This is a genomic window from Pseudoalteromonas sp. C8 (assembly GCF_011378685.1).
Taxonomy (GTDB): Bacteria; Pseudomonadota; Gammaproteobacteria; order Enterobacterales; family Alteromonadaceae; genus Pseudoalteromonas; species Pseudoalteromonas arctica.
Window position 1 is genome coordinate 37,641 of the sequence record NZ_WTKT01000006.1, and the last position, 25,075, is coordinate 62,715.

19 protein-coding genes are annotated in these 25,075 nt (G+C 39.9%); 8 read left to right on the forward strand and 11 right to left on the reverse strand.

Annotated features, from left to right (window positions below; genetic code table 11):
• The first annotated feature begins 694 nt into the window (after positions 1-694).
• Together yihI and GQR39_RS07475 are read left to right on the forward strand one after the other, a co-directional pair.
• A complete protein-coding gene (gene yihI, locus GQR39_RS07470) occupies positions 695-1,291 on the forward strand; it encodes a Der GTPase-activating protein YihI (RefSeq protein ID WP_007582074.1) in 597 nt (198 codons plus the stop codon).
• A gap of 12 nt (positions 1,292-1,303) precedes the next feature.
• Positions 1,304-1,819: a DUF2489 domain-containing protein gene (locus GQR39_RS07475; protein WP_010553820.1), complete on the forward strand. Its 516-nt coding sequence runs from the start codon at positions 1,304-1,306 to the stop codon at positions 1,817-1,819.
• Between the two features lie 94 nt (positions 1,820-1,913).
• Here the strand turns inward: GQR39_RS07475 and hemN are convergent, their stop codons facing one another.
• Positions 1,914-3,287 (reverse strand): oxygen-independent coproporphyrinogen III oxidase, encoded by a 1,374-nt coding sequence (gene hemN, locus GQR39_RS07480; RefSeq protein WP_024594419.1) that lies wholly within the window; start codon positions 3,285-3,287, stop codon positions 1,914-1,916.
• Positions 3,288-3,411: 124 nt separating this feature from the next.
• A complete protein-coding gene (yjgA, locus tag GQR39_RS07485; RefSeq protein WP_007582068.1) occupies positions 3,412-3,945 on the reverse strand; it encodes a ribosome biogenesis factor YjgA in 534 nt (177 codons plus the stop codon).
• Positions 3,946-4,089: 144 nt separating this feature from the next.
• On the opposite strand from yjgA, the gene pmbA reads away from it, so the two are divergent.
• The 3 genes from pmbA (at position 4,090) to GQR39_RS07500 (ending at position 8,488) form a co-directional block, all read left to right on the forward strand.
• Positions 4,090-5,439, forward strand: coding sequence for a metalloprotease PmbA (gene pmbA / locus GQR39_RS07490; RefSeq protein ID WP_165721239.1), 1,350 nt, complete (start codon positions 4,090-4,092; stop codon positions 5,437-5,439).
• Positions 5,440-5,511: 72 nt separating this feature from the next.
• The gene (locus GQR39_RS07495) at positions 5,512-5,997 is read left to right on the forward strand and encodes a DUF721 domain-containing protein (RefSeq protein ID WP_024589904.1); all 486 of its coding nucleotides are present in this window, start codon (positions 5,512-5,514) and stop codon (positions 5,995-5,997) included.
• Between the two features lie 415 nt (positions 5,998-6,412).
• Complete coding sequence (locus GQR39_RS07500; protein ID WP_165735255.1) at positions 6,413-8,488, forward strand: M13 family metallopeptidase; 2,076 nt, start codon at positions 6,413-6,415, stop codon at positions 8,486-8,488.
• 288 nt (positions 8,489-8,776) lie between these two features.
• Here GQR39_RS07500 and GQR39_RS07505 read toward each other — a convergent pair whose 3' ends face one another.
• The 4 genes from GQR39_RS07505 to GQR39_RS07520 all read right to left on the reverse strand — a co-directional run bounded on the left by GQR39_RS07505 (position 8,777) and on the right by GQR39_RS07520 (position 15,448).
• Entirely contained in the window at positions 8,777-9,844 is a 1,068-nt protein-coding gene (locus GQR39_RS07505; protein ID WP_165735256.1) for an aminoglycoside phosphotransferase family protein, read from the reverse strand.
• A 23-nt stretch (positions 9,845-9,867) separates the two neighbouring features.
• Positions 9,868-10,266, reverse strand: coding sequence for an 8-oxo-dGTP diphosphatase MutT (mutT, locus tag GQR39_RS07510; RefSeq protein WP_010553815.1), 399 nt, complete (start codon positions 10,264-10,266; stop codon positions 9,868-9,870).
• 68 nt (positions 10,267-10,334) lie between these two features.
• A complete protein-coding gene (secA, locus tag GQR39_RS07515) occupies positions 10,335-13,049 on the reverse strand; it encodes a preprotein translocase subunit SecA (protein ID WP_165735257.1) in 2,715 nt (904 codons plus the stop codon).
• Between the two features lie 371 nt (positions 13,050-13,420).
• Positions 13,421-15,448, reverse strand: a complete 2,028-nt coding sequence (locus GQR39_RS07520; RefSeq protein WP_024589902.1) for a methyl-accepting chemotaxis protein — start codon at positions 15,446-15,448, stop codon at positions 13,421-13,423.
• A 116-nt stretch (positions 15,449-15,564) separates the two neighbouring features.
• On the opposite strand from GQR39_RS07520, the gene GQR39_RS07525 reads away from it, so the two are divergent.
• Entirely contained in the window at positions 15,565-16,335 is a 771-nt protein-coding gene (locus GQR39_RS07525) for an NADP-binding protein (protein ID WP_008137681.1), read from the forward strand.
• Here the strand turns inward: GQR39_RS07525 and hutH are convergent.
• The 3 genes from hutH to hutC all read right to left on the reverse strand — a co-directional run bounded on the left by hutH (position 16,332) and on the right by hutC (position 20,317).
• On the reverse strand, positions 16,332-17,867 hold the full coding sequence (hutH, locus tag GQR39_RS07530; RefSeq protein ID WP_165735258.1) for a histidine ammonia-lyase: 1,536 nt from the start codon (positions 17,865-17,867) through the stop codon (positions 16,332-16,334). The two genes, GQR39_RS07525 and hutH, sit on opposite strands and share 4 nt — an antisense overlap.
• A gap of 2 nt (positions 17,868-17,869) precedes the next feature.
• On the reverse strand, positions 17,870-19,543 hold the full coding sequence (gene hutU, locus GQR39_RS07535; RefSeq protein ID WP_165735259.1) for a urocanate hydratase: 1,674 nt from the start codon (positions 19,541-19,543) through the stop codon (positions 17,870-17,872).
• A 66-nt stretch (positions 19,544-19,609) separates the two neighbouring features.
• Positions 19,610-20,317 carry a histidine utilization repressor gene (hutC, locus tag GQR39_RS07540; protein ID WP_007582045.1) on the reverse strand — a complete coding sequence of 236 codons (708 nt, stop codon included), beginning with the start codon at positions 20,315-20,317 and terminating at the stop codon, positions 19,610-19,612.
• Positions 20,318-20,436: 119 nt separating this feature from the next.
• Between hutC and hutI the strand changes: the two genes are divergently transcribed.
• Positions 20,437-21,684, forward strand: coding sequence for an imidazolonepropionase (hutI, locus tag GQR39_RS07545; protein WP_165735260.1), 1,248 nt, complete (start codon positions 20,437-20,439; stop codon positions 21,682-21,684).
• Positions 21,685-21,804: 120 nt separating this feature from the next.
• Positions 21,805-23,469, forward strand: coding sequence for a GGDEF domain-containing phosphodiesterase (locus GQR39_RS07550; protein ID WP_010553808.1), 1,665 nt, complete (start codon positions 21,805-21,807; stop codon positions 23,467-23,469).
• Here GQR39_RS07550 and GQR39_RS07555 read toward each other — a convergent pair.
• Both GQR39_RS07555 and rraA read right to left on the reverse strand, forming a co-directional pair.
• Positions 23,466-24,515 carry a formimidoylglutamase gene (locus tag GQR39_RS07555; RefSeq protein ID WP_165735261.1) on the reverse strand — a complete coding sequence of 350 codons (1,050 nt, stop codon included), beginning with the start codon at positions 24,513-24,515 and terminating at the stop codon, positions 23,466-23,468. The genes GQR39_RS07550 and GQR39_RS07555 overlap by 4 nt on opposite strands.
• A 1-nt stretch (position 24,516) precedes the next feature.
• Positions 24,517-25,014 carry a ribonuclease E activity regulator RraA gene (gene rraA, locus GQR39_RS07560; protein WP_002959955.1) on the reverse strand — a complete coding sequence of 166 codons (498 nt, stop codon included), beginning with the start codon at positions 25,012-25,014 and terminating at the stop codon, positions 24,517-24,519.
• Between the last annotated feature and the right edge of the window lie 61 nt (positions 25,015-25,075).

Here is a 25,075-nt window from a genome sequence, read left to right on the forward strand (position 1 = left end):
CTAGGCTGCTTTTTTTGTGTCAAAAATTAACGATATCGTCCGTTTTAATGTAAGACATTGACCATGTCTGGTTGTAAGAAAAGTCTTCTTTTTATTTTTGATTATTGATTAACTTATTGTAATTTATGTTTATTTTTATATCTCAATGTAATAAATATAATAAAAGTTATATAAGCCAGTTGTAACAAAATCATTAACGAGTAAATTAACCACTGTCGCAAAACAACAATAACAAAACGGAAATAACTATCAAGGAAAGTAACGCGGCATGACTACATAGCATAAGATTAGTGCTACTAAAGGAAATAATAAAAAAGTGTCAGGATGACCGAAAATAATAAAAAACTCATGGAAGTTTAATAATAAAAACAAAATGGAATGTAACAAGGAACGTAAAAATAATAACAATACGGACTGATAATAATAAAAATAATAAAGACTAAAAAAAGTCGAAGGGAGAAGTGTCCAGATAATGGCGCTCAGATTAGCAGGCGGTAGAGATGTTTTCTCTACCGCCTTTTTATTTGTCCTGTTACAATACCCACCGTTTTAAATTGGCGATTAATTAGCTAAGGCGCTTTTAAATGAGAGACCCAACCTCTAAGCGCAAACTGAATTCTTCTGGCTAGGCCAGCACTGCGATGCCCATTAATTTGCGCTTCGCTCAAAACCTCTTAAGTGAGATGATCAAGATATGAGTAGAACTAAAAAGTCACGCAAAAGCCCAGCAAACGGACCTGTTCGTTTAAGCCAAGATAAGCTTAAAGAAATGCGCGCATTAAAAGAGCAGCGAGTTAAAAAAACCAAAGGTGCTAAGCCAGGTTCTCGTAACGCGCCAGATTTACTAGATAGCGAAAGCCATAATGCTGGTCACGCGCCGAAAGATAAGCGTGTAGGCAGTAAAAAGCCGGTACCATTAATTGCAACTGCGCCTGAGCCTAAAGTTGAAATGAAACGCAACTTAAAGCCAACTATTGAGCTGAAAAAGGTAATCGAGCCTGAATTTACACCTGAACAAGAGCTAGAAGCACTTGAGAATGACGAGCGTTTACTTAAACTAGTAGAGCGTCATGAAGAAGGTGAAATGCTAACTGGTAAAGATGCTAAGTACTTTAATAGCCGTATTGCTCGCCATCAGGCGTTATGTGAAATTCTTGGTATTGAAGACGAGGATGAAGACGAATTTGAAGATGACCTTGAAGATGATATTGAAAGCAAAGGCAATTCTGATTTCGATCAATACTTATCTGACGATTTAGCCAACGAATGGTTAGATGAAGACGACAAATAGTAAGGATAAATAATGAGTACCGCGGTAATTTTAGCCTTACTTTTAGGCGCTGCTATAATAGTTGGTCTGGCATTTTATGCGGGTCAGTTGCTGTATAAGTTAAATGCGCAAAAAAAGTTAATTGCTAAAACGCAGGCTGAACAAAAGCAAAAGCTTGAGAAGTCGCGTTTAAAGCGAAATGCCAAACTAGCCGATAGTATTCATTTAATTGCGCGTGCAATGAATGAAGAGCAGTGTGAGTTTTCTGAAGGCTGTTTACGTATTTGGGTACTTATGTCTCAATATGGCTTTGAGAGCGAGCGTGATTTAACGACACAATATCCTGGCATTTATAAAATGTACCAGGTAGTTAAAGAAATGCCGACACACGATGCACGTAAAAAATATGCTAAAAAAGAAATTTTTAAGCTAGATAAAGCTCGCTGGCAAGCTGAAGAAACACTTAAAGATGAAGTTAAAGCCGATTGCGCTAAAATTATCATCGAGTTTAAAGCCGCTCCTGGCAGCGATAAAGTGGTTTTTAACTAGCTTTAATTTATCGAGTACTCAAAAAAAGCAGACCTTGGTCTGCTTTTTTTATGCGTAAAAATTTTCATACTAATTGCATTAAATTAGTGATCTGCTAAATCACTCGTGAAAAACGCGTCGCATTTATTTGTTTTTGTAAATGAGCGTCAAAGCACATGCAAATAATACGAATGAATAAGTTGCCGCGTGGCGTTACGCTAATTTTATTATCATTTATAGTGACTAGTTCATCTTTTATAAGTGGCGTAAGCGCAATTAATGCATCCTCAAAGTAGTCATTAAATATAAGCGCATGCTTTTCGCTAAAGTCTTGTATATCTAATTCAAACTGGCAAATGAGCTGCTTAATTGCATCAGCACGAATTACATCATCATGTGTTAAGTGCATACCTTTATTAAGAGCACAGCCGATTTGTGTTTCGATGCTGTGGTAATAATGTTTTAATTCTTTTTGATTTTGTAAAATGGCAGTGCCAATTTGTGAAATTGATGACACGCCTAAGCCTAATAAATCACAATTTCCATGTGTTGTATAACCTTGAAAATTACGATGTAACTTGCCTTCATTTTGCGCAATAGCTAGTTCGTTATCGGTTTTTGCAAAGTGGTCCATACCAATAAATTGATAGCCTGCTTGCGTCATCTGCTCCAGCGTGTTTTTAAACATAGTGAGTTTATTATGTGAACTGGGTAAATCTGCATCTTTAATCTTACGCTGTGCGGCAAAGCGCTCTGGTAAATGCGCGTAGTTAAACACCGATACTCGGTCAGGGCTTAACTCAATAAGTTGCTCTATAGTTTGCTTAAAGCTCTCTGGCGTTTGCAGAGGAAGCCCGTAAATCATATCTGCATTAATAGATTGAAATCCCAGCTCGCGAGCTTGTGTAATTAATTGCTTGACCGTATCTGCATTTTGCGGGCGATTAACAGCAAGTTGCACGTCGTCGTTAAAGTCTTGAATCCCAAATGAGACACGGTTAAAGCCAAGCATTCTTAAATCAACAAGCATATTATCGGCAAGTGAGCGTGGGTCTATTTCAATGCCGCGCTCTGTTGTGCTTGTAAAATCAAAGTGCTGCTCTAAAAGCTTAATTAGACGAGTCATTTGTTTTGCGGTTAAAAAGGTGGGAGTACCGCCACCTAAATGTAATTGCTCAACCGTGTAGTTTTTAAATAAATGAGCTTGGGCAGTAATTTCTTTTGCTAAAAAGTCGAGATACGTATCGGCCTTAGATTGATGGCGGGTAATTATTTTATTACAGCCACAGTAGTAGCAAAGCTGACTACAAAACGGAATATGAATATATAAAGAGAGTGAACGACTCGTTGATGATTCTACAGCGTTTAGTAGGTCTTGTTGTTGATACCCATCACGCAGCGATAGAGCGGTGGGATACGAGGTATAGCGTGGGCCAGACACATTATATTTGTTTATTAGGGTTTGATCCCAGTGTGGAAGTTTAATCATCACGCGCACCTAAGTATTTATTTAGGGGGTGATTATAAAAAAGTACGCAGTGAGGCGGTTTGATCTATAACAAAAAAGGTGCCGAAGCACCTTTTTTAATAAAATATCAATTAATGCGGTCTAATTAATACGTAACAGTATGGGCATCTTTGAGATATTGAAATAACTCTTTATAACCTTTACCCGGCTTTTCAGCTTTCGCTTCTTTCGCCGCATTACGAACCAATTGACGCATTTGCTGACGATCAAGAGACGGAAACTGTTCAATAGTCTCATTGATAAGGTCATCACCTTGTTCAATTAGGTCTGAACGTAATTGCTCAATTTTTTTGACCAATACTTCAGCTTGGTTATTTTTATTAAGCATTACATCGATAATCGCTCTAATAGCGTCAATGTTTTCTACAGTACGCAACGTTTTAGCGATGTAGTTTAAGTGACGGCGGTACGCGTCACTTTTATTACTTATTTTATCAGCAACAACCATTGCCGCTTTTAAATCGTCATTTAATGGCAGGCGTTCGCGCTGTTTTTTACCCATTTTGGCAATTTCAGTACCTAACTGATGAAACTCTTGCGCTTCACGCTTAAGTTCCGTTCTTGATACATATTCAATTTCTTCTTCAATTTCAGCAGGCTTGCCTTTTTTCTTTGCCATGGGGTGCTCTTAAATAAAAATAACTTTTGCCATTATACATGAATATGATACTTAGGAATATTAGCTGATGTGATGCATTGAGTGTGTTAGCATTTAAATATAAGAAATGCGTGCATTATGCCTCTAAGGCTCAGGACTTAATTTATGAAAAGCCAACAAAACGATCCAATTTATTCTCAAATATCGCAAGTTAAAGATGCGGTAGCAGAAGTACTCGAACATGCTAAAAAATTAGGCGCTACAGCTGCAGAAGCTGCCATGTCTAGCACGTCTGGTTTATCGGTTAGTACACGAATGGGTGAAGTAGAAACCATTGAGTTTAACCAGGACGGCGGCTTAGGCATTAGTGTATACGTTGGTAATAATAAAGGTTCGGCGTCAACCGCTGATTTAAATCCAAAAACATTGCGCATGGTAGTCGAAAAAGCGATTGATATAGCCAAATTTACATCGGATGACCCATTTAACGGCGTTGCTGATAAAGAATTGCTTGAATTCAATCCTAAAGATTTAGATTTATACCATCCTTGGGATGTAAGCCCTGAAGAAGGTATTGAGCTTTGTCATGCTGCTGAGCAAGCTGCACTAAATGCAGATGAGCGTATTGTTAACTCTGATGGTGCGAGTTTTTCATCTCACCAAGGATTACGTGTTTATGGCAACAGCCATGGTTTGATAACGGGCTTTCCACGCACTCGTCATAGCATTAGCACTATGGTAATAGGTCAAGATGGTGAGCAGATGCAACGCGACTCTGCTTATACTGTTGCACGCGACCAAGCGGGTTTAAATGACGCAGCGGCAGTTGGGCTTGAAGCAGCAGCTGAAACATTGGCTAAATTAAATAGCCAAAAGTTAGGCACAATAAAAGTGCCTGTTATTTTTAGAGCCGATATTGCAAATTCATTGTTTGGTCACTTAGTGTCGGCAATTGGTGGTGGTGCGCTTTATCGTAAATCAAGTTTTTTACTTGATAGCTTAGGCACACAAGTATTTAGTAATTGTGTGAATATTGCCGAGCGCCCACATATTTTAAAAGGGTTGGCGTCGTCACCGTTTGATAGCGAAGGTGTTAAAACATTCGATAGGGAAATTATTCAAGGCGGCGAGCTACAAACTTATTTATTAGCAAGTTATGCCGCGCGTAAAATGAATATGACCCCAACAGGGCATGCTGGCGGTATACATAACTGGCTTGTTGAGCAAACTCATAACGATTTAACTGCACTATTAAAAACGATGGGCACCGGCTTATTAGTTACAGAGCTAATGGGGCAGGGCGTAAATACCGTAACGGGTGATTACTCTCGTGGTGCTGCTGGTTTTTGGGTTGAAAATGGTGAAATTCAATATCCTGTAAGCGAAATTACCATTGCTGGTAATTTAAAAGATATGTTTAAAGGCATATCTGCTATTGGTGGTGACATAGAACGCCGTGGTGGTATTCAAACTGGCTCAGTATTAATAGAGCAAATGCAAATAGCCGGCGCGTAGTATTAATACGCAGTGTATACTTAGACCTGGAGTATTATCTCTGGGTCTAAGTGAGCTTTTACGAGGTGTAAAATGGCTAAAGATAGATATGCACCAAAACCGCTAACCGATATTATGGCGGGGTTAAATAATCGTTTATCAGCTTATGCAGGCAAAAGCCAAGCACTTGATACACAGCAAACCCTATTAAAAGATTTTTTGGGTCCTAAGTTGGGTGACAAATGCCGAGTCAGTAATTACCGAGACGGCACGCTAATGATAGAGGCGGTGTCTGCACCTATCGCGCTTAGGCTTAATTATTTAAAAATGGATATGCTTTCACATTTTAGAGCTGCCGGAATGGCAGAGCTCGGGCAAATAAAAATAACTGCAAATCCTCAAGCAACTCAGAGATTAAGTACAGCGAATAAGTCGGGCAGTCCTGCAGTTACCAACTCACGTAAAATGAGTGAGCAAACAGCTGATTACTTAAACGCGATAGCATCTTCTGCACCCCCTTCTTTAAAAGAAAAACTAGAGCGTTTAGCGCTTCACGGAAAAAATAAAAGTAAGTCTTAACTACCCACCATCTTGTTATTGGTGGGGCTAATTTGGCAGCTCACCGCATTCAAAATACTTTGTTACATATTCCATTTTATTGTTGGCTTAATGAGGTTTATGATACTGCGTGGGCTTTATATTGATCGAAAGCTCTTTGATACCCATTCCATTAAGTAAAAGCGTGTAGGCAGTGCTATTTTTACTCCTGCTATATTCAAGAATTTAATGGAGTTGGTATGTGATACCAACCTGCATAAGTCTTTGATCAATTTAACGAATTAAATTGCACTATAACGTCGTTAAAAATTTTTTATTTAGAGCAACTAGATACAAAAACTTTTGCCTGGTTCTAGCGTAATTTTCTTAACGTTAAATAGACCCCATATATAAGCAGATTGGTATGATTCAATTCTAACTAACAAACGGAATAATTATGAATAAAGTAACAATGGCTGCTGCAAGTATCGCACTTGCGCTTGGCTTGGTAGGTTGTGGTGAAAAACAACAAGAAACAAAAGTAACCGACACTCCAGTAGTAACAGCACCCGCTGAAAAACCACTAGAGCTTGGTATTGAATTAGCTAATATGGATAGTTCAGTACGCGCACAAGACGATTTTTACTACCATGTAAATGGTCAGTGGTTAGCTAAAACTGAAATACCAGGTGATAAATCTAACTACGGTTCTTTTTCGCAGTTATATGATGAGTCGCAAAAAGCGATGAAAATAGCCCTTGAAAGTGCAGCCGCAAACAAAGCCGCTAAAAAAGGCAGTGATGAGTACAAAATTGGTGCATTTTATAAAAGCTATATGAATAAAGATGCGCGTAATGAGCTAGGTATTACGCCATTACAACCGTCATTAGATACAATTGATAGCGTTAAATCTAAAGCTGATTTAGTGGGTTTAATGGCTAAAATTCAAAAACAAGGCGGTACTTTACCGTTTGGTTGGTTTGTAAATAACGATGCTAAAAACTCAAGTGAGTATGCATTGTATTTATCTCAGTCGGGTCTTGGTTTACCAGATCGTGACTATTACTTAAAAGATGACGAAAAATTCACTAAAATTCGCGCTTCTTACGAGCAATACATCACTGATGTTTTAGCAAAGTCAGGCGTTAAGGATGCGGCAGAAGCAGCTAAGAGCGTACTTGCATTTGAAAAAACACTAGCTGATGCTCAGTGGAGCCGTGTGCAAAGCCGTGATGCAACTAAATCTTATAATAAGATGACAGTAGCAGATGCAAGCAAGTTGATGGGTGACCTTGATTTAGCTGCATTCTTTAAAGATGCAGGCGTGAGTGCAAGTGACATTATTGTACGTCAACCAAGCTACTTAGAAGCACTTGCTACTATTTACAAAGACACTGATTTAGCGACGTGGAAAAACTACTTAAAATTTCATTTTGTAAGTGGTTATGCAGAACTACTTAGTGAAGATTTAGTTAACCTTAACTTTGACTTTTACAGCACAACACTTCGTGGCGTAGAAGAACAAGCACCTCTTTGGAAACAAGCGGTTGATGCATCTAACAGTGTACTTGGTGAAATTTTAGGTAAGGTATACGTTAAAGATAACTTCCCGCCAGAAGCTAAAGCACGCATGGAAGAGCTAGTTGATAACGTAATTAAAGGTTATGGCGTTGCTATTGAAAATCTTGAGTGGATGAGCCCTGAAACAAAGCTTGCAGCGAAAGAAAAACTAGACAAATTTACGCCTAAAATTGGTTACCCAGACACGTGGAAAGATTACTCTGAGCTAGATATTAACTCAGATGAGCTAGTAGGCAATTACATTCGTTATAGCGAATGGGCGTACGCAGACATGATTGCTAAATTGGGTAAACCAGTTGATCGCTCTGAGTGGCACATGACTCCGCAAACAGTAAATGCGTATTACAATCCAGTAAACAACGAAATTGTATTTCCAGCAGCTATTTTACAACCGCCATTCTTTAATTTAGAAGCGGATGATGCTGTAAACTACGGCGCAATTGGTGCAGTAATTGGGCATGAGCTTGGTCATGGTTTTGACGACCAAGGTGCTAAATACGACGGTGATGGCAACTTACGTAACTGGTGGAGTGAGACTGACCTTAAGCAATTTGAAGAGCGTACAGCGGCTCTAGTTGCACAGTATAACGAATATAAACCGTTTGAAGATGCAAGTGTTAATGGCGAGCTAACGCTTGGCGAAAACATTGGTGACTTAGGTGGCTTAACGGTTGCGCATAAAGCGTATATGCTGTCTTTAGGTGATAAAAAACCACCAGTGATTGATGGTTACACCGGCGATCAACGCTTCTTTATGGGTTGGTCACAAATTTGGCGTCGTAACTATCGCGATGAAGAGTTACGTAATCGTTTATTAACAGACCCTCATTCACCAAGTCACTACCGTGTAATCGGTATCTTGTCGAATATGCCTGAGTTTTACGAAGCGTTTGACGTAAAAGAAGGTGATAAAATGTATATCAAACCAGAAGATCGCGTAAAAATTTGGTAATTTACTAAATAGACTGATTTAAAGTTAATAAAAAACCAGTAAGTTTTTAGCTTACTGGTTTTTTTGTATCTTGAATTTGTAAATAACCTGAACTATGGATAATAAATCTATCTCAAGCAGCTATTTTCAGCGCTAACAGCGTTGAATTTACTTGCAATAGGCCAGCTATTGACGCGTAAATTCGCCTTGTTTTCACTAAAAATCTCTGACTAGAGAAAATAAATTTAAATATCACCATGATTCAATACGTTAATAAATCTCTTAACCAGAGTTCAGGTTAAATAAGCTTTAGCTCATTAAGTATTGGTGCATCCATTTTTCGTTACTGAGTATGTTTTTATAAAGCGCGAGTTGGTTTTGTGCTCGCTCTAAATTATGCTCTGCATGAGCCACTTTAAAGTACACATCGTTATTTAAGTAATCAGTTAAAAAGCGCACACTTAACATGAGCGGCATTATTTTAGCGCCTAACAGCAGGCTTTCTTGTTCTTTTATACTCATGCTACTTTTTAATGGCGTTACATAGCCTTTAACAATGGCTGAAAATATATCTTTTCGAATAACAACGTTGCGTAAGTTTGTTGAATCCTCGGCTTCGGGGGAGCAAAAAGTGCGTACCATGTCGCCAAAATCATAAAGCCTAAATCCTGCCATACAGGTGTCTAAATCAATCACTGCTTTTGCTTTGTGAGTTGTATTACAAAATAGCATATTATTTATTTTTGTATCGTTATGACACACTCTAAGCGGTATCTGCTTGGCAATGTTGCTAAGCTCGGTAATTAAATGCTGCTGCGATAAGCAATATTCTATTTCGTCAGCGCAGTGCTTTACTCTATTTACAGAGTTATTTGTGATTGCGATATTTAATTGCTCAAAGCGCATCGCTAAGTTGTGAAAATCAGGGATTACAATATGTAGTTGTTGTGCATCAAAATCTTGTAATGCATGGGCGAATACGCCAAAGGCGTAAGCCGCTTGCTCGCTCTGTTGCGCATTTTTAACAACGTCTTCGCTGTAACTGTCACTAATATAGCTAAGGACGCGATAATGCGCGCTATCAATTTCTATTAAGTGTTCGTTGTTTTGTATGGCTATATGCTTAACTGTTTCAAGGGGGTAGTTGCTTTGTAGTTGTTTGGTATTTAAATGCTGCTCAATTAGTTTTGCATTACTTACTAACTGAGCAGGGTATTTAAATACCTCAGTATTAAGTTTTTGCACAATAAACTGTTTATCAATACACGTAAGTAGCCATGTACTATTTATATGGCCGCTACCAATCACACTAACTTGAGTTAACTCAGGATTTAATGCTAATTGTTCGCTTAGCTTATTTTGTATTGAGATGTTCATTGTGCTCACTTGTACCTGGTTTATTATGCGTATCGGGCTACTATTTTCTCGATAATTTCAGCATTAGCTTCAGGAAAATCATAATTTTCTAATTCACTAATTGCTACCCATTCACTAGGTTGTCCTTCAGCGCCATGTGCTTCACCGCTAAAGTTACTTACTACGTGTACATCTAATTTAACGCATTTATCGCCGTAGTCATGCTCAATCACCATAAGTTGGCTAGAGCTGTGAATCGTTAATCCAACTTCTTCAGTAAGCTCGCGTTTAAGTGCAACAAAAACACTTTCACCTGCTTCTACTTTGCCACCAGGAAATTCCCATAAACCGCCTTGATGTTGTTCATCTGCGCGTTTACAAATGAATATAGCGTTATTTTTCTTAATAACACCAACAGCTACATGTACAATTTCTATAGTCATTACTTTAAAACTCCATAAAAAAAAGCGACGCTAGCGCCGCTTTTTAATAAGCTAATAACAATACTGGGCTATTTTAATTTACCGCAACATTGTTTGAATTTTTGACCTGATTTACAAGGACAAGGGTCATTACGACCTACTTTTGGTTCTGTACGAGCCATTACAGTAGCTGTTTCTGGTGCTGGCGCTTCGCCACCTACTTGCTCAGCTTCTTCATGTTGGTATTCGCGAGGAGCATTTTCACTTTTACGGTGTTGCTCTTCTACTTTTTCAACATCTTCTTCTGCGCGTACTTGTACTTTACTTAGGATGCTTACAACATCTACTTTCAAGTTTTCAAGCATTTCAGAAAACAGCTCAAACGATTCACGCTTATACTCTTGCTTAGGATTCTTTTGCGCGTAACCACGTAAATGAATACCTTGACGTAAGTGATCCATAGCAGCAAGGTGATCTTTCCAATGCTGATCAAGACTTTGTAGCATAATCGCTTTTTCGAATTGACGTAAAACAGAGTCGCCAACTTGCTCTTCTTTTTGCTTGTATGACTGCTCAACCGCCTGCTCAATACGCTCACGAAGTTTTTCTTCGTATAGTTTATTGTCATCTGCTAACCACTGAGTGATTGGCAACTCAAGTAAGAAGTCTTGTTTTAAACGCTCTTCAAGGCCAGGAATGTCCCACATTTCAGCAAGGCTTTGTGGTGCAATGTACTGATCAATTACACTAGCAAGAACATCACCACGAATTGCTGTGATAGTTTCTGAAATATCGCCTTCTTCAAGTAGCTCATTACGTTGAGAGTAAACAACGCGACGTTGATCGTTTGCTACATCATCGTACTCAAGCAATTGCTTACGAACATCAAAGTTACGTGCTTCTACTTTACGCTGTGCATTTTCAATCGCACGGTTTACCCATGGATGTTCAATTGCTTCACCGCGTTGCATACCTAGTTTACGCATCATGTTAGTCATGCGTTCACCAGCGAAGATACGCATTAGTGCATCGTCCATCGATAGGTAGAAACGGCTAGAACCGGCGTCACCTTGACGACCAGAACGACCACGTAATTGGTTATCTATACGACGAGATTCGTGACGTTCAGTACCAATGATATGTAAACCGCCAGCATCAATTACCGCATCATGGCGAATTTTCCAAGCCGCTTTAATATCAGCAATTTGCTCAGCAGTTGGGTTCTCAAGTTTTTCAACTTCACTGTTCCAGTTACCACCTAACACGATATCGGTACCACGACCGGCCATGTTGGTTGCAATTGTTACTGTACCTGGTAGGCCAGCATCTGAAACGATATCTGCTTCTTGCGCATGAAATTTGGCATTAAGTACGTTGTGCTTAATTTTTTCTTTGCGTAAAAACTGTGATAAATACTCAGAGCTTTCAATTGAAATAGTACCTACAAGTACCGGTTGTCCGCGGTCTTGACAGTCTTTAATGTCAATTAAAATTGCTTCGTATTTTTCTTCTTGTGTTAGGTAAACTAAGTCGGCGCGATCATCACGAACCATTGGCTTATTAGTTGGCATAACAACAGTATCTAGGCCGTAGATAGATTGAAACTCAAAAGCTTCAGTATCGGCAGTACCTGTCATACCTGCTAGTGTTTCGTATAAACGGAAGTAGTTTTGGAACGTAATAGATGCAAGTGTTTGGTTTTCGTTCTGAATATTTACACCTTCTTTAGCTTCAACAGCTTGGTGTAAACCTTCTGACCAACGACGACCTTCCATTGAACGACCAGTATGCTCATCGATAATGATTACTTCGTTTTCTTTTACTACGTAATCAACATCTTTTTGGTATAGCTTGTGGGCACGAAGGGCGGCATAAACGTGACTTAGTAGCGTAATGCTTGCTGCTGAGTAAAGCGAATCGCCTTCTTCAATTAAGCCGCGTTCGGTAAGTAGCTCTTCTACTTTAATTTGACCACGTTCTGTTAAATGAACTTGCTTAGACTTTTCATCAATAGTGTAATCGCCGTCGCCTTCAACACCTTCTTCGTCTTCTTTTTCTTGAAGTTCAAGTAAAGGAACGATGGTATTTATTTCAGTATATAGCTCAGAGCTGTCCTCAGCTGGGCCTGAAATAATAAGCGGAGTACGCGCTTCATCAATTAAGATTGAATCCACTTCATCGACTACGGCATAAAATAATGGACGCTGAACACGTTCATCAATGCTAAAAGCCATATTATCGCGAAGGTAGTCAAAACCAAATTCGTTATTTGTACCGTACGTAATGTCAGCAGTATAAGCTAGCTTCTTCTGCTGTGGCATCATACCCGGTACGTTACAGCCTACAGTAAGGCCTAAAAATTCAAATAACGCACGGTTGGTTTCAGCATCACGTTTAGCAAGGTAGTCATTCACAGTAATTACGTGAACACCTTTGCCTGTTAAGCCGTTTAAATAAGCTGGTAGGGTAGCTGTTAGTGTTTTACCTTCACCGGTACGCATTTCTGCAATGCGACCTTGATGTAAAACCATACCACCTAATAACTGCACGTCGAAATGACGCATGCCATTTACACGCTTTGACGCTTCACGTACCACAGCAAAAGCTTCAGGTAGGATATCGTCAAGGCCTTGTCCGTTATCGTAACGTTCTCTAAACTCAGCTGTTTTAGCTCTTAAATCTTCATCAGAAAGCGCTTCAAGTTGCGTTTCTAGCGCATTGATTAGCGCGACCGTCTTTCTTAAGTTTTTAATAGTGCGGTCATTGCGACTACCAAAAAGCTTGGTAAATAAATTAGATATCATGATAAAACCGTTACAATGTATTCTTTGTCAGCCGAGTATCGGCTAACCCATTTTTAACAATTGGTAATTAATATGTGCTTTTAAATAACACTTAGAACATATTAATTAGCAATATCGTATTAAACCGCTCAAAAAGCACTGTTTATTACGTGCGCTACTATACCAGACTCTGCCAAACAACAAACTATCTCAATAAAAAGATCTGTGTATAAAATCGAAAAATTTGATCTGGTTCGTAAAAATAACTTTGTATTACTCAATTACAGTAAAAATAGTAGCGAACTGTAAAGATATGGTGCTAAATAAATTAAAAACAAGGGTTATAGCTGCGCTTAAGTTTGACGCTTAAACACAGCTATTAAATGAGTGTTTTATAATTTAAATTGGTTAACCGTTTTGTTAAGTGCTGCAGCTAAATCACTTAAGTCACGAGCTTCGTCAGCGAGGGTGTGCGCATGGTCAGCGGTACTGTTCACTAAGTTATTAATTGCCGAAAGGCTCGTATTAATATCTTCAGCAACGACTGTTTGCTCCTCAGTTGACGTGGCTATTTGATGACTTTGGTCTTGTACTTTAGTGACCGACTGCGCAATATTGTGAAGTGAGCTAAGTACTTCTTTAGTTTGCAGTACTGAGCCCTCGGTTTGATCTTGTCCTTGTTGCATCATCACTGAGGCCTGTTGAGCTATTTGCTGCAAGCGCGAAATCATATTACGAATATCGTCAGTTGATTCTTGTGTGCGACTTGCTAGTGAGCGTACTTCATCAGCAACAACGGCAAAGCCTCGACCGTGTTCACCGGCACGAGCTGCCTCTATAGCCGCATTAAGTGCAAGTAAGTTGGTTTGATCGGCAATTGAATTAATTACATCGACTAACGCACCAATGTTATTACTTTCTTGTTCAAGGCCTGCTACCACTTTAGATGCTTCGCCAATATGCAACGCCAGCTCAGTCATTACTTTTTGCGCCTGTGTAGAACGGCTTGCACCTTCAGCTGTAATTGCCTGAACTTCTTCAGCTGCGTTATTTGTATGTTGTGCATTACGTGATATTTCAAGCACAGTAGTCGCCATTTCAGTTACCGCAGCGCTGACGCTATCAACTTGCTGCTTCTCTTGCTGAATTTCAGAATTAGTTTGCTCAGAAACATGTCTTAGCTGAGCTGCTGCATTACTTAGCTGTTCTGCTTGCGCTGCGGTTTCTAGCATCATGGCGCGTAACTTATCAATAAAAGTGTTCATATGATTGGCCAGCTGTCCCACTTCATCTTGACTATTAATATCAATTTTTTGAGTAAGGTCGCCTTCGCCCGATGCTATATCACGCATAATGTGCGTAAGTGTTGTGATGGGTTTTGAAATCATATGGGTAGCCCATAAAATCATGGCTAATATAATAATTAAGATAATAACTACTGCAGTTGTTGTTGCGGTTACTGCGGCATTTACGGGCTCTTCAATCATGCTAGTAGGAATAAGTAGACCTACATACCAATCTATATAAGGCTGCTCTAGCTGCAGACGATGGTAAACCACATAAAACTGCTCACCTTTAAAAGTAACCATTTGGCTACCTTTAAGGTTATTTCGCATTTGTGTATTTAATTCTTTAAAGCCTGCTGTATCTGTAAACTGTTGCTCAAGCGCATCGAGTCCTTCTTTACCGTTTGCACCTTCATCTGTAATTGAAAGTTTGTGTCCTGTGGCTTTTGAAAAGTGAACTACTTTTTGATTTCCATCGAGTAAAAATCCATAACCTTGGCCGTTAAAGCGAATATTTTCGACCATGTCGTTAATTTTGTTTAGTTGTAAATCAACACCGCCCATACCAATGAGTTTACGCTGTGCGTTATAAACAGGTTGTTGTACTACTGCGGATGCTACGCCTGTGGTTAAATCAACAGAGATTGGACCTACGTAAAGTTTGTTAACTTGCATGGCTTCTTGCCACCAACCACGCTTGTAGGCGTAATAAGGCTGGCCGTTGTAGTGACTTGTACGTTCATTTTCTTTAAAGTATTCACCGGTGGTTGCTGAGGCAAAAAAGGCCGATAAAATGTTTTCGTCATTTGAGCTTAAACGGACAAAGTCTTGGTTTACTTCGTTGTAGCCAGGGGCGCTTTCAAGTGCTTGATCGCGAGTATCCCAATTTTCAAAAAAGTTGATTAAATGTGGGTTATTAACAAAGGTTGATACCATTTTTCCGTACATCGCAAAGTAACTTTGCATTGAAAGTTGCTCGGTCTGTAGATAACTTTGCGCTTCATTTTCTATGTTTTCTCTAGAGAGGTTGGCAATGTGTTTAACAAAAAATGTTGAGGCAATAATTAGTAAAACGGTAATTGTTCCACCAATCAATAATAATATTTTCTTCCGTAATGATAAATTATTTAGCATGAGTACGCATATTTTTATTATTTATGAAATTATATCTAATCATATCTTACTTAAAATCTCTATAAAGTTAGATAGAAAGAACTAATTATGCGTTTAAAATAAAGGCTTATACAAAAATGACAAATAAAAGTAATAAATTAGTAGTATTAGGTGCAGGTTGGTTAGGACATGCGTTATGCGTAAGTGCGCAAAAAGCTGATTGGCAAGTACAAGGAACGCATAGAACAGATATACACGAGTTTGACTTTGAGCGTCAGTTTACACTTGAAGATGGGCAATTAAGACATCAAGTTGATTTACAAAATGCTTATTGGGTATGTGCTATTCCACCACGTAGCAGGCACAGTGAAAGTAATTATCCTGAAACACTCACCGCAGCGCTTAAGCTTTCAAAGGAGTTAAACGCAAAGGGCTTTTTATTATGCTCGTCAACCGGGGTATACGATCAAGAGCCTGGTGTATATAGCGAAAGTTGCGATATTTCATGCACAAACGAGCGCCAAATAAAGCTCTATGAGGCAGAAGAGCAAGTACTTGAGCAAGACGGGAAAGTGCTGCGTTTAGCTGGATTACTAGGGCCTAATAGAGAACCTGGTCGTTTTGTGGCAGGCAAAGAGCTTAATACATCAAGTGAGCAAGTAGTAAATATGGTGCACCAACAAGATGTAATTAATGCTATCTTTGCGGTGATAGAGCACTGGCAAGTAGGGCAAAATATTTATAATGTTGTTAATCCTGCGCACCCGACAAAAGCTGAATACTACGCAGTGAAGTGTGCAGAACATGGTGGCGAGTTACCACGCTTTACCAGTGATGATAAAGCTGAGCGCAAAGTTATTGGCTCAGCTATTGAAGCGCTAGGCTTTACTTACCAATATGGTATTTAATATGCTGAAGGCAGGGGACTGCTCTCTATGAAGTCGCATAGCTTACCTTCACTTAGTAATGTATTAGCAGCTTCGATATCGGGAGCAAAGTAGCGGTCTTTATCATAATAACTCACATGCTCGCGTAATAACGCTTTAGCGCTTTGCACTTTATTTGATGGTTCAAGCGGCTTTCTAAATTCTAGCCCTTGAACCGATGCTAACCATTCTATTGCCAAAACACCTTGGGTATTATTGGCCATTTCATCTAAGCGCCTTGCTGCAAAGGTTGCCATAGATACATGATCTTCTTGATTTGCAGATGTAGGCAAGCTATCGACCGAAGCCGGATGTGCTAATGATTTGTTTTCTGACGCAAGCGCAGCAGCGGTTACTTGAGCAATCATAAAACCTGAATTTACCCCGCCGTTTTCAACCAAAAATGGCGGTAACTTAGATAGGTTTGAATCGATAAGTAATGCAATTCGCCTTTCTGCTAATGCACCAATTTCGGCAATCGCAATAGCGAGGTTATCGGCAGCCATTGCAACGGGTTCTGCATGAAAATTCCCTCCAGAAATGATGTCGCCTACATCGGCAAAAACTAGCGGATTATCGGTTACACCGTTTGACTCGCATAGCAACACTTCTGCGGCTTGGCGTATCTGAGTTAGGCAAGCACCTAGCACTTGAGGTTGGCAGCGAAGGCAGTATGGATCTTGTACTTTTTCACAATTGACGTGGGAATCACTAATTTGAGAGTGCGTATCGAGTAGCTCTCTAAATACTTGAGCGGTGTCTATTTGTCCGCGCTGACCACGAATATCATGAATACGTGCATCAAATGGCGCGCGACTGCCCATTGCAGCTTCTATGCTTATCGAGCCGATAACGCAGCTTTGTGCATATAAGTTCTCGCTTCTAAATAGGCCTTGTAGTGCAAACGCAGTTGACGCTTGTGTGCCATTTAATAATGCTAAGCCTTCTTTAGCTGCAAGGGTAAGAGGTTCAAGCCCCGCTATTTTTAACCCTTGTGCTGCACTAATTATTTTTCCTTTATGTCGCATTTGACCTTCAGCTAATAAAGGTAGGCACATATGCGCAAGAGGGGCTAAATCCCCCGATGCCCCCACGGAGCCCTTTTTAGGCACGCACGGATATACTTCGCTACTAAGCAGCTGCATAAAAAATTGGATTACTTGCAGGCGAATACCCGAGTAGCCGCGCGAAAGCGAGTTTACTTTTAAGGTGATCATTAACCTTACTGTGCTGTCATCCATGTATTCGCCAATGCCCGCAGCGTGTGAAAGCACAATGGAGCGCTGTAATAATTCAAGTTCGTCGTCGGCTATTTTGGTATTAGCTAATAACCCAAAGCCGGTGTTAATCCCGTATACAGTGCGGTGCTCATTAATAACGTTTTGAACGGTTTGCGCGCTTGCTGCTATTTGCGATTCAGCATGCTTTGCAAGGCTTAACTTTACCGGTGAATTATTAATTTTTCTCAGTGTGTTTAAATTAAGTGAGCCTGGTGTGAGAGTAAGTTCGAACATGATCATTCCTCGTTTAGCATAGGTAGGTCTAAATTTTGTTCTTTGGCGCAGTTCTTTGCTATGTCGTATCCAGCATCAGCATGGCGCATTACACCCGTTGCAGGGTCGTTCCAAAGTACGCGAGCAATACGCTCTTTAGCTTCATTTGTACCATCGGCAACAATAACTACACCAGAGTGCTGACTAAACCCCATACCTACACCGCCACCATGATGAAGAGACACCCAAGTAGCGCCACTTGCCGTATTAAGCAGTGCATTGAGTAATGGCCAGTCCGATACCGCATCTGAGCCATCTTTCATACTTTCTGTTTCGCGGTTAGGGCTGGCAACTGAGCCAGAGTCGAGGTGGTCACGACCAATAACGATAGGGGCTTTAAGTTCGCCATTTTTAACCATTTCGTTAAAGGCCAATGCAAGGCGTGCTCTATCTTTTAAACCTACCCAACAAATACGTGCAGGTAGCCCTTGAAATTGAATGCGTTCACGCGCCATATCAAGCCAATTATGTAAATGTGCATCATCAGGAATAAGCTCTTTTACTTTTGCATCGGTTTTATAAATATCTTCTGGATCGCCCGATAATGCTACCCATCTAAATGGGCCAATACCTTCACAAAATAAAGGGCGAATATAGGCGGGTACAAATCCAGGAAAATCAAACGCGTTGGTAACACCTTCATCAAACGCCATTTGACGAATATTATTTCCGTAATCAGTAGTGGCGGCACCCGCTTTTTGCAGCGCCAGCATGGCTCTAACTTGGACTGCCATTGATTGTTTAGCAGCTTTTACTACCGCTTTTGGATCTTGCTCACGCATTTTTGCTGCGTGCTCCATTGTCCAGTTTTGTGGTAAGTAACCATTTAATGGATCGTGAGCTGATGTTTGATCTGTGACTACATCAGGTGTAATACCTGTTTTAACCAGTGTACTAAATACATCGGCAGCGTTACCAAGTAGGCCAACTGATAGGGCTTCACCTTTTATGCACGCATCGGTTATTAATTGCAGTGCGTGTTCAAGGTTCGCTGCTTTTACATCAACGTAGCCTGTTTTTATACGAAAATCGATACGGCTTTCATCACATTCAACAACTAGCGCACTAAACCCAGCCATTGTAGCGGCAAGTGGTTGCGCACCGCCCATACCACCAAGGCCACCCGTTAATACCCACTTACCTTTAGCACTGCCTGAAAAATGTTGCTTTGCCATGGCTATAAAGGTCTCGTAAGTGCCTTGTACAATGCCTTGCGAGCCAATATAAATCCAAGAACCCGCTGTCATTTGCCCGTACATCATCAAGCCTTTTTTATCGAGCTCGTTAAAGTGCTCCCAATTCGCCCAGTGTGGAACAAGGTTTGAGTTGGCAATAAGTACACGAGGGGCATTACTGTGGGTTTTAAATACACCAACGGGTTTTCCTGATTGTACAAGCAGAGTTTCGTCGTTTTCGAGTCTATCGAGGGTTTCTATAATTTTGTCATAACTTGGCCAATCACGAGCTGCTCGGCCAATACCACCATATACAACAAGTGCATGAGGATGTTCTGCAACTTCAGGGTCTAGATTATTCATTAGCATGCGCTTAGCAGCTTCAGTTTGCCAGCTTTTAGCACTTATTTTATCGCCATGAGGTGCACGTATTACGCGACTTGTGTCGAGTCGGTTGTTCATGTTTTGCTCCTGTTGTATATACAAGGTGATTTGTTATAAAAAAAGCGCAGTAAGCGCTATTGTTTGTTATTTTTTAAATGTTAAGTGTCCACCTAAGCGATATTTACTGCCTGGTGATACAAGGCGCGCAAAGCTTACAATGCCGTTAATAGACCATGTGCGTCGAATAACTTGTAAGCATGGCTCTTCGTTATATAAATTTAACCATTGGCACATTTCGCTGTTTGGCATAATAGCCTCTACGGTATGCCTCGCTTGGGTAAGTGGTGCAACACTAGATAGATACTCATGAGGTGTAAGCGTGCTAAAGTCTTGTTGTAAGTAACCAGCCGCAAGCGCAGGGTTTACAAAACGCTCTTCTAGCTGCAAGGGGCTGTCGTTTTCGTTATGCACGAGTACACTTCGATATACAACACTGTCAATCTCAACACCAAGCGCAATGGCAATAGGTGCGACTGCATTTATTGATTCAAGTATGAGTACACTACAGGTGTAGTTGCCGTTACGTTCTTTTACTTCATCAGCAATGTTTTTTATTTCGAGTAACGATGACTGCGATTTAAATGTGGCTACAAATGTACCAAGCCCTTGGCTGCGGGTTAAAATACCTGCCTCGGTTAATTCGCTTAGTGCTCGGCGGGCTGTCATTCTGCTGACACTAAATTGACTACTTAGTTCGTTTTCAGAGGGAACACGTTGGTTTTCTTGCCACGTACCGCTGCGAATTTTATCAACAATGAATTGTTTTATTTGCGCAAATTTAGGTGTCGTCATTAAATTTATGGTTACATTAAAAATAAACTATATAAATAAGATGACACAATTACCTTGTATATACAAGATGGGTTGTTAGACTATATTTTCATCACTCTGGGCGTAAAAAGGGCTGTAAAATGCAAAGCACAACAAAAAATTATGAGTTAGAAGAAATCGACTTACTTTTAACTGATGCCAATATTGCCACTATGGATAGCAATATAAATGCCCCTTATGGCGCAATCGAAAATGCTGCTATAGCTATTAAAAATGGTGAAATTGCGTGGATTGGAGAGCAATCAACGTTGCCCAGTTTTGATGTGTTTGCAACGCCGACATTGAGTATAAAAGGGCAGTGGTTAACGCCGGGCTTAATAGATTGTCATACACATTTAGTGTTTGCAGGTTCAAGATCGCAAGAGTTTGAGCAGCGCTTGCAGGGTGTAAGTTATGAGCAAATTGCGGCACAAGGCGGTGGCATAGCAAGTACGGTTAAAGCGACGAGAGCAGCCGACCGTGAACAATTGTTTGTTGATGCAAAAGATCGCTTAAATACGTTGTTAAAAGAAGGTGTAACCACCGTTGAAATAAAGTCGGGCTATGGGCTAGATACTGAAAACGAGATAAAAATATTAGAAGTAGCTCGTTTATTAGGTGAGCATCATCCTATTGATATTAAAACTACTTTTTTAGGGGCGCATGCTCTACCGCCTGAATACAAAGGCCGTGCTGATGAATATATTGATTTGGTATGTACTGACATGCTTGATCAGGTAGTGGCTAATAATCTTGCTGATGCAGTCGATGTATTTTGTGAAAATGTAGGCTTTAGTTATTCGCAAACCAAACGTGTTTTCCAGGCGGCTAAAAAGCATAACCTCCCAGTAAAATGCCATGCTGAGCAGTTATCTAATCAACATGGTGCTGAGCTGGTGGCGCAGTTCAATGGCCTTTCGGCAGATCATATTGAGCATCTCGATGAAGAGGGTGTAAAAGCCATGGCAAACGCTGGGACGGTCGCGGTGTTATTGCCCGGTGCATTTTATTTTTTAAGAGAAACTAAATTCCCTCCTATTGAGTTGCTTAATCAATATAAAGTACCTATAGCTATTGCGAGTGATTTTAATCCTGGCACTTCACCGCTGTGCTCAGTGCACTTGATGATGAACATGGCATGCACATTGTTTAGATTAACACCCGAGCAAGCATTGGCAGGTGTTACTCGCAATGCTGCTAAAGCACTAGGGTTAGACGACCGTGGTATTTTAAAGGTTGGTGCAAGAGCTGATATTGCGCATTGGCAAATAAGTCATCCATCACAATTAAGTTACCAATTTGGCGTAAATAAACTGTTAAATTTATGGATTTTGGGTAGAATTAACTAATTTGTATTATTTTTACCCACATATAATCTGGTTTAAACTTTTTTAGCGAATACGGATGCCGTTAATTTGAACATACTAACCGACAGTAATTTCCCAATATTTTTTAGTGGTGCACTATTGATGGCGATGATTGCCACTTTATTTGCCGTTAAAAATGCCAGTATTAAATTTAGCTATTTATGCACAGCAGCTGTTGGTTTGGCTATTTTGAGTACGGGCGCAGCTTGGCTTGCCATTTTACTTGCCTTTGGATTTTGTTTTCATTTATGGCAAGCCTTCGAGCGAAATAATTGGAGCATGATTATTACCAGCTCAATGGCTGGTCTTTTATTTGTTGTTCTATTTTCAGCTCATTTATTATTGGAAGTTCCGTTATTTTGGGTTGTGTTAGCAATATTATTATTAGCTATTGTTGGCTTTTTAAATGACGAAAGCGCTGAAATAGAAGTCGTGATAGAGCCAGAACCTACAGGTGATACATTTATAGAAGAGTCTCCGCTTTCGGTTTTTGCAGATAGAAAACAGTTACGCCAAGGTTACTATGCATGGTGCGACAATAAGCAAGTAAGTGCAGCGTTAATCGTTATTCGTCTTGAAGGATTTGAGCAAGTTAACCAGCATATAGGACGCGACTTTGGCGATATACTGTTAGCGCAATCGGCTAATCGAATAAAAGAGCTACTTTCAAGTGACGAAATAGTGACTTTAACTGGGCAAGAAAAGCTAGCCCACTTAGGGGGCCTTAACTTTGCATTTATTTGTAGTTTCGCGAATCAAAAACATTTACATGAGTTGGTTATTGAACAAATACTGGGTGCAACGCTTAAGCCATTTAATGTTGCTAACTGCACTGTAGAGGTAAAAGCGAGGGCGAGTTATGTTGATTGTAATGAGCAAGACAACAACTTTGATAATTTAATATCGTACGCATACCTAGCACTCGATAGCCACCCAAATCGCAAGGTTGTGCCTTATCATCAACAAATGATGATTGAACTGCGAGAGCAACAAGCGCGACTAAAAGAATTAGCAAATATTGATTTTTCGAGCGAGTTAGAGCTTTATTTTCAACCTATAATTTGTAACGAAAACGGTCAAATTGAGTTTTTAGAATTACTACTGCGTTGGCAGCATCCTAAGCAAGGAATTTTATCTGCTAATCGTTTTATTGACGACATAAGAATAGCAGGGCTTGGTTACCCGCTTGCTAAATTTGTAATGGAGAGAGCCGCTGAACTTGCAATGGCGCTTAGAGTAGAAGGTATTTCTATACCGCTTAGCATTAACGTATTTGGCCCTGAAATGCTAAATGAAGAGTTTGTTGAATTTGTTGATGTTGTTATAAATGAACATCACTTAGAGGCGGGAGACTTAATTGTTGAATGCCCTTTACATATTTTTGCTGGTTTAGATGACAAAGGCCGAGGCATGATCGCAAGGCTTAATAACATAGGCTTAAAAGTATGTGTGGATGGACTTGGTGATAATCCAGTACTACTTTCTAAGTTACCAAGTTTAGCGGTTGAGTATATTAAGGTTTCACCTTCACTTACCGCTGACTTTAGTAATCAAAACAATATACGCAGTTTAGTTGGTGGAATGGTTGATATGCATAGCCAACAAAAAACAAAAGTAATTTTTGAAGGAGTAGAAACACTTGAACAACTTAAGTTTGTAAAAAGCTTAAAAGGTTATGCTGCACAAGGTTATTACTTTGGTCATCCGCTAAGTAGTATCGGTTTAATGAGCTGGCTAAAAGAGTGGCGATCGGTTCAACAACGTTAAGTGTTTTCTTTGGCTTGTAGGTAGCTATTTACAAGTGCACTAATCACTTGCCCTACATGGGCAGCTCCGGCCTCAACTCCGTTAGGGTGCTGGCTAGGCGCTGCTTCACATAAGTGTAAGTACTTAGAGTGGCGATGGCTTGCAGCTAAATGCACAAAGTGCTCAGTGTCACTCACACTAAATCCGCAATATGTATACGCACTAACTGGCATATAAGTAATACTATCTAAATCAACTTCAACACCCAGTGGTAAATCATTAAAATTACTTAGTGCATTTTCAATTGCCTGCGTTAGTGTAATTTTTCGCTTAACTTGTATAGATTGATAGCTATCAAACTTAAAGTTAGCTTCACTCATTGCATCTATAATTGCTTGATTATTTTTTAATTCATGTAAGCCAATAACATGGTAATTACTTAAATGTTGCTCGTTATACGCGTAGCGAAAACCATTACCACTATGGCGACCTTCACATTCTCTAAAATCGGCATGAGGGTCAAAATTGATAGCATTAACAGGCGTGTTTTTTGACTTACTTAGCGCGCGAATAATACCTAAGCAATTATTGTGACCTCCGCCAATGACGATTGGCTCAAGCCCTGCTTTAAAAATAAGGCTTAATACTGACTCTACGCGTTCATCAAGTTGTTGGCATAAATCTCGTAATTGAGTTAACTGCTGGGCTTGCTGATTATTAAGTTGGTTGCTTTGCGCCATTAAATCATCAGTATTTACTTCACCCAATAAAAGTACTTTTTGAGTGGCAATAAATTGATTATGAGGTTGGTTTAAAAAACGTTTTAAAAAAGCAGGCCATGCTTCGTTTGCACCGCCATTTCCTAAATTGGCTTTTGGGCCAATATCTTCGCAAATACCAAGAAGTACGTAGCGAATGCCAAATTGAGCTGCGTCAATAAGTGCTTGTTGCAGGTTTACTTGAGTGTCTAGCAAGGCCATTGATTGCCATGCTTTTTTTTCATTTACGCGGTTAGAGCAAAGTGCTCTAACCGCGCTTTCATCATATACTTTTAAATGGGAGGTCACGTTATACTTCTACAACTTCCAATTCTAATTCTTCTGCAGATAAAACAATGCCAGTACTATCGGCATAAATAAAGTCATCATCAAAAAATGATACACCGGCAAAGTTAACGCCTATAGCATCCTCGCCAGCACCTTCACTGTCAGCTGCAACAGGGATAGAAGCAATTGCTTGAATGCCTAAATCAAGTTCTTCAAGCTCATCAACGTGGCGTACTGCGCCGTAAACAACAATACCATTCCAGTTATTTTCAAGTGCAAGTTCGGCCAATTCAATATCAATAAGTGCACGGCGAGTTGAGCCACCACCGTCAATAAGAAGCACTAAGTCTGTACCGTCTTGAGAAAGTAATTCGCGGATCAGTTCATTATTTTCAAAACATTTAACCGTTTTAATGCGGCCACCAAAGCTGTGTCGACCACCAAAGTTGATGAACATTGGCTCTAGCACGTCAACCACATCAGCAAAGTGGTCACATAAATCAGAAGTGCTGTAATCCATTATTTTATCCTCAAAAGGTACATTAATTTATACCTCAGTATACCCTCCTTATAAGCAATAA

Coding starts and splice junctions, on each gene's coding strand:
- yihI (WP_007582074.1), top strand. CDS start 695: ATGAGTAGAACTAAAAAGTCACGCAAAAGCCCAGCAAACGGACCTGTT.
- GQR39_RS07475 (WP_010553820.1), top strand. CDS start 1,304: ATGAGTACCGCGGTAATTTTAGCCTTACTTTTAGGCGCTGCTATAATA.
- hemN (WP_024594419.1), bottom strand. CDS start 3,287: ATGATTAAACTTCCACACTGGGATCAAACCCTAATAAACAAATATAAT.
- yjgA (WP_007582068.1), bottom strand. CDS start 3,945: ATGGCAAAGAAAAAAGGCAAGCCTGCTGAAATTGAAGAAGAAATTGAA.
- pmbA (WP_165721239.1), top strand. CDS start 4,090: ATGAAAAGCCAACAAAACGATCCAATTTATTCTCAAATATCGCAAGTT.
- GQR39_RS07495 (WP_024589904.1), top strand. CDS start 5,512: ATGGCTAAAGATAGATATGCACCAAAACCGCTAACCGATATTATGGCG.
- GQR39_RS07500 (WP_165735255.1), top strand. CDS start 6,413: ATGAATAAAGTAACAATGGCTGCTGCAAGTATCGCACTTGCGCTTGGC.
- GQR39_RS07505 (WP_165735256.1), bottom strand. CDS start 9,844: ATGAACATCTCAATACAAAATAAGCTAAGCGAACAATTAGCATTAAAT.
- mutT (WP_010553815.1), bottom strand. CDS start 10,266: ATGACTATAGAAATTGTACATGTAGCTGTTGGTGTTATTAAGAAAAAT.
- secA (WP_165735257.1), bottom strand. CDS start 13,049: ATGATATCTAATTTATTTACCAAGCTTTTTGGTAGTCGCAATGACCGC.
- GQR39_RS07520 (WP_024589902.1), bottom strand. CDS start 15,448: ATGCTAAATAATTTATCATTACGGAAGAAAATATTATTATTGATTGGT.
- GQR39_RS07525 (WP_008137681.1), top strand. CDS start 15,565: ATGACAAATAAAAGTAATAAATTAGTAGTATTAGGTGCAGGTTGGTTA.
- hutH (WP_165735258.1), bottom strand. CDS start 17,867: ATGTTCGAACTTACTCTCACACCAGGCTCACTTAATTTAAACACACTG.
- hutU (WP_165735259.1), bottom strand. CDS start 19,543: ATGAACAACCGACTCGACACAAGTCGCGTAATACGTGCACCTCATGGC.
- hutC (WP_007582045.1), bottom strand. CDS start 20,317: ATGACGACACCTAAATTTGCGCAAATAAAACAATTCATTGTTGATAAA.
- hutI (WP_165735260.1), top strand. CDS start 20,437: ATGCAAAGCACAACAAAAAATTATGAGTTAGAAGAAATCGACTTACTT.
- GQR39_RS07550 (WP_010553808.1), top strand. CDS start 21,805: ATGGCGATGATTGCCACTTTATTTGCCGTTAAAAATGCCAGTATTAAA.
- rraA (WP_002959955.1), bottom strand. CDS start 25,014: ATGGATTACAGCACTTCTGATTTATGTGACCACTTTGCTGATGTGGTT.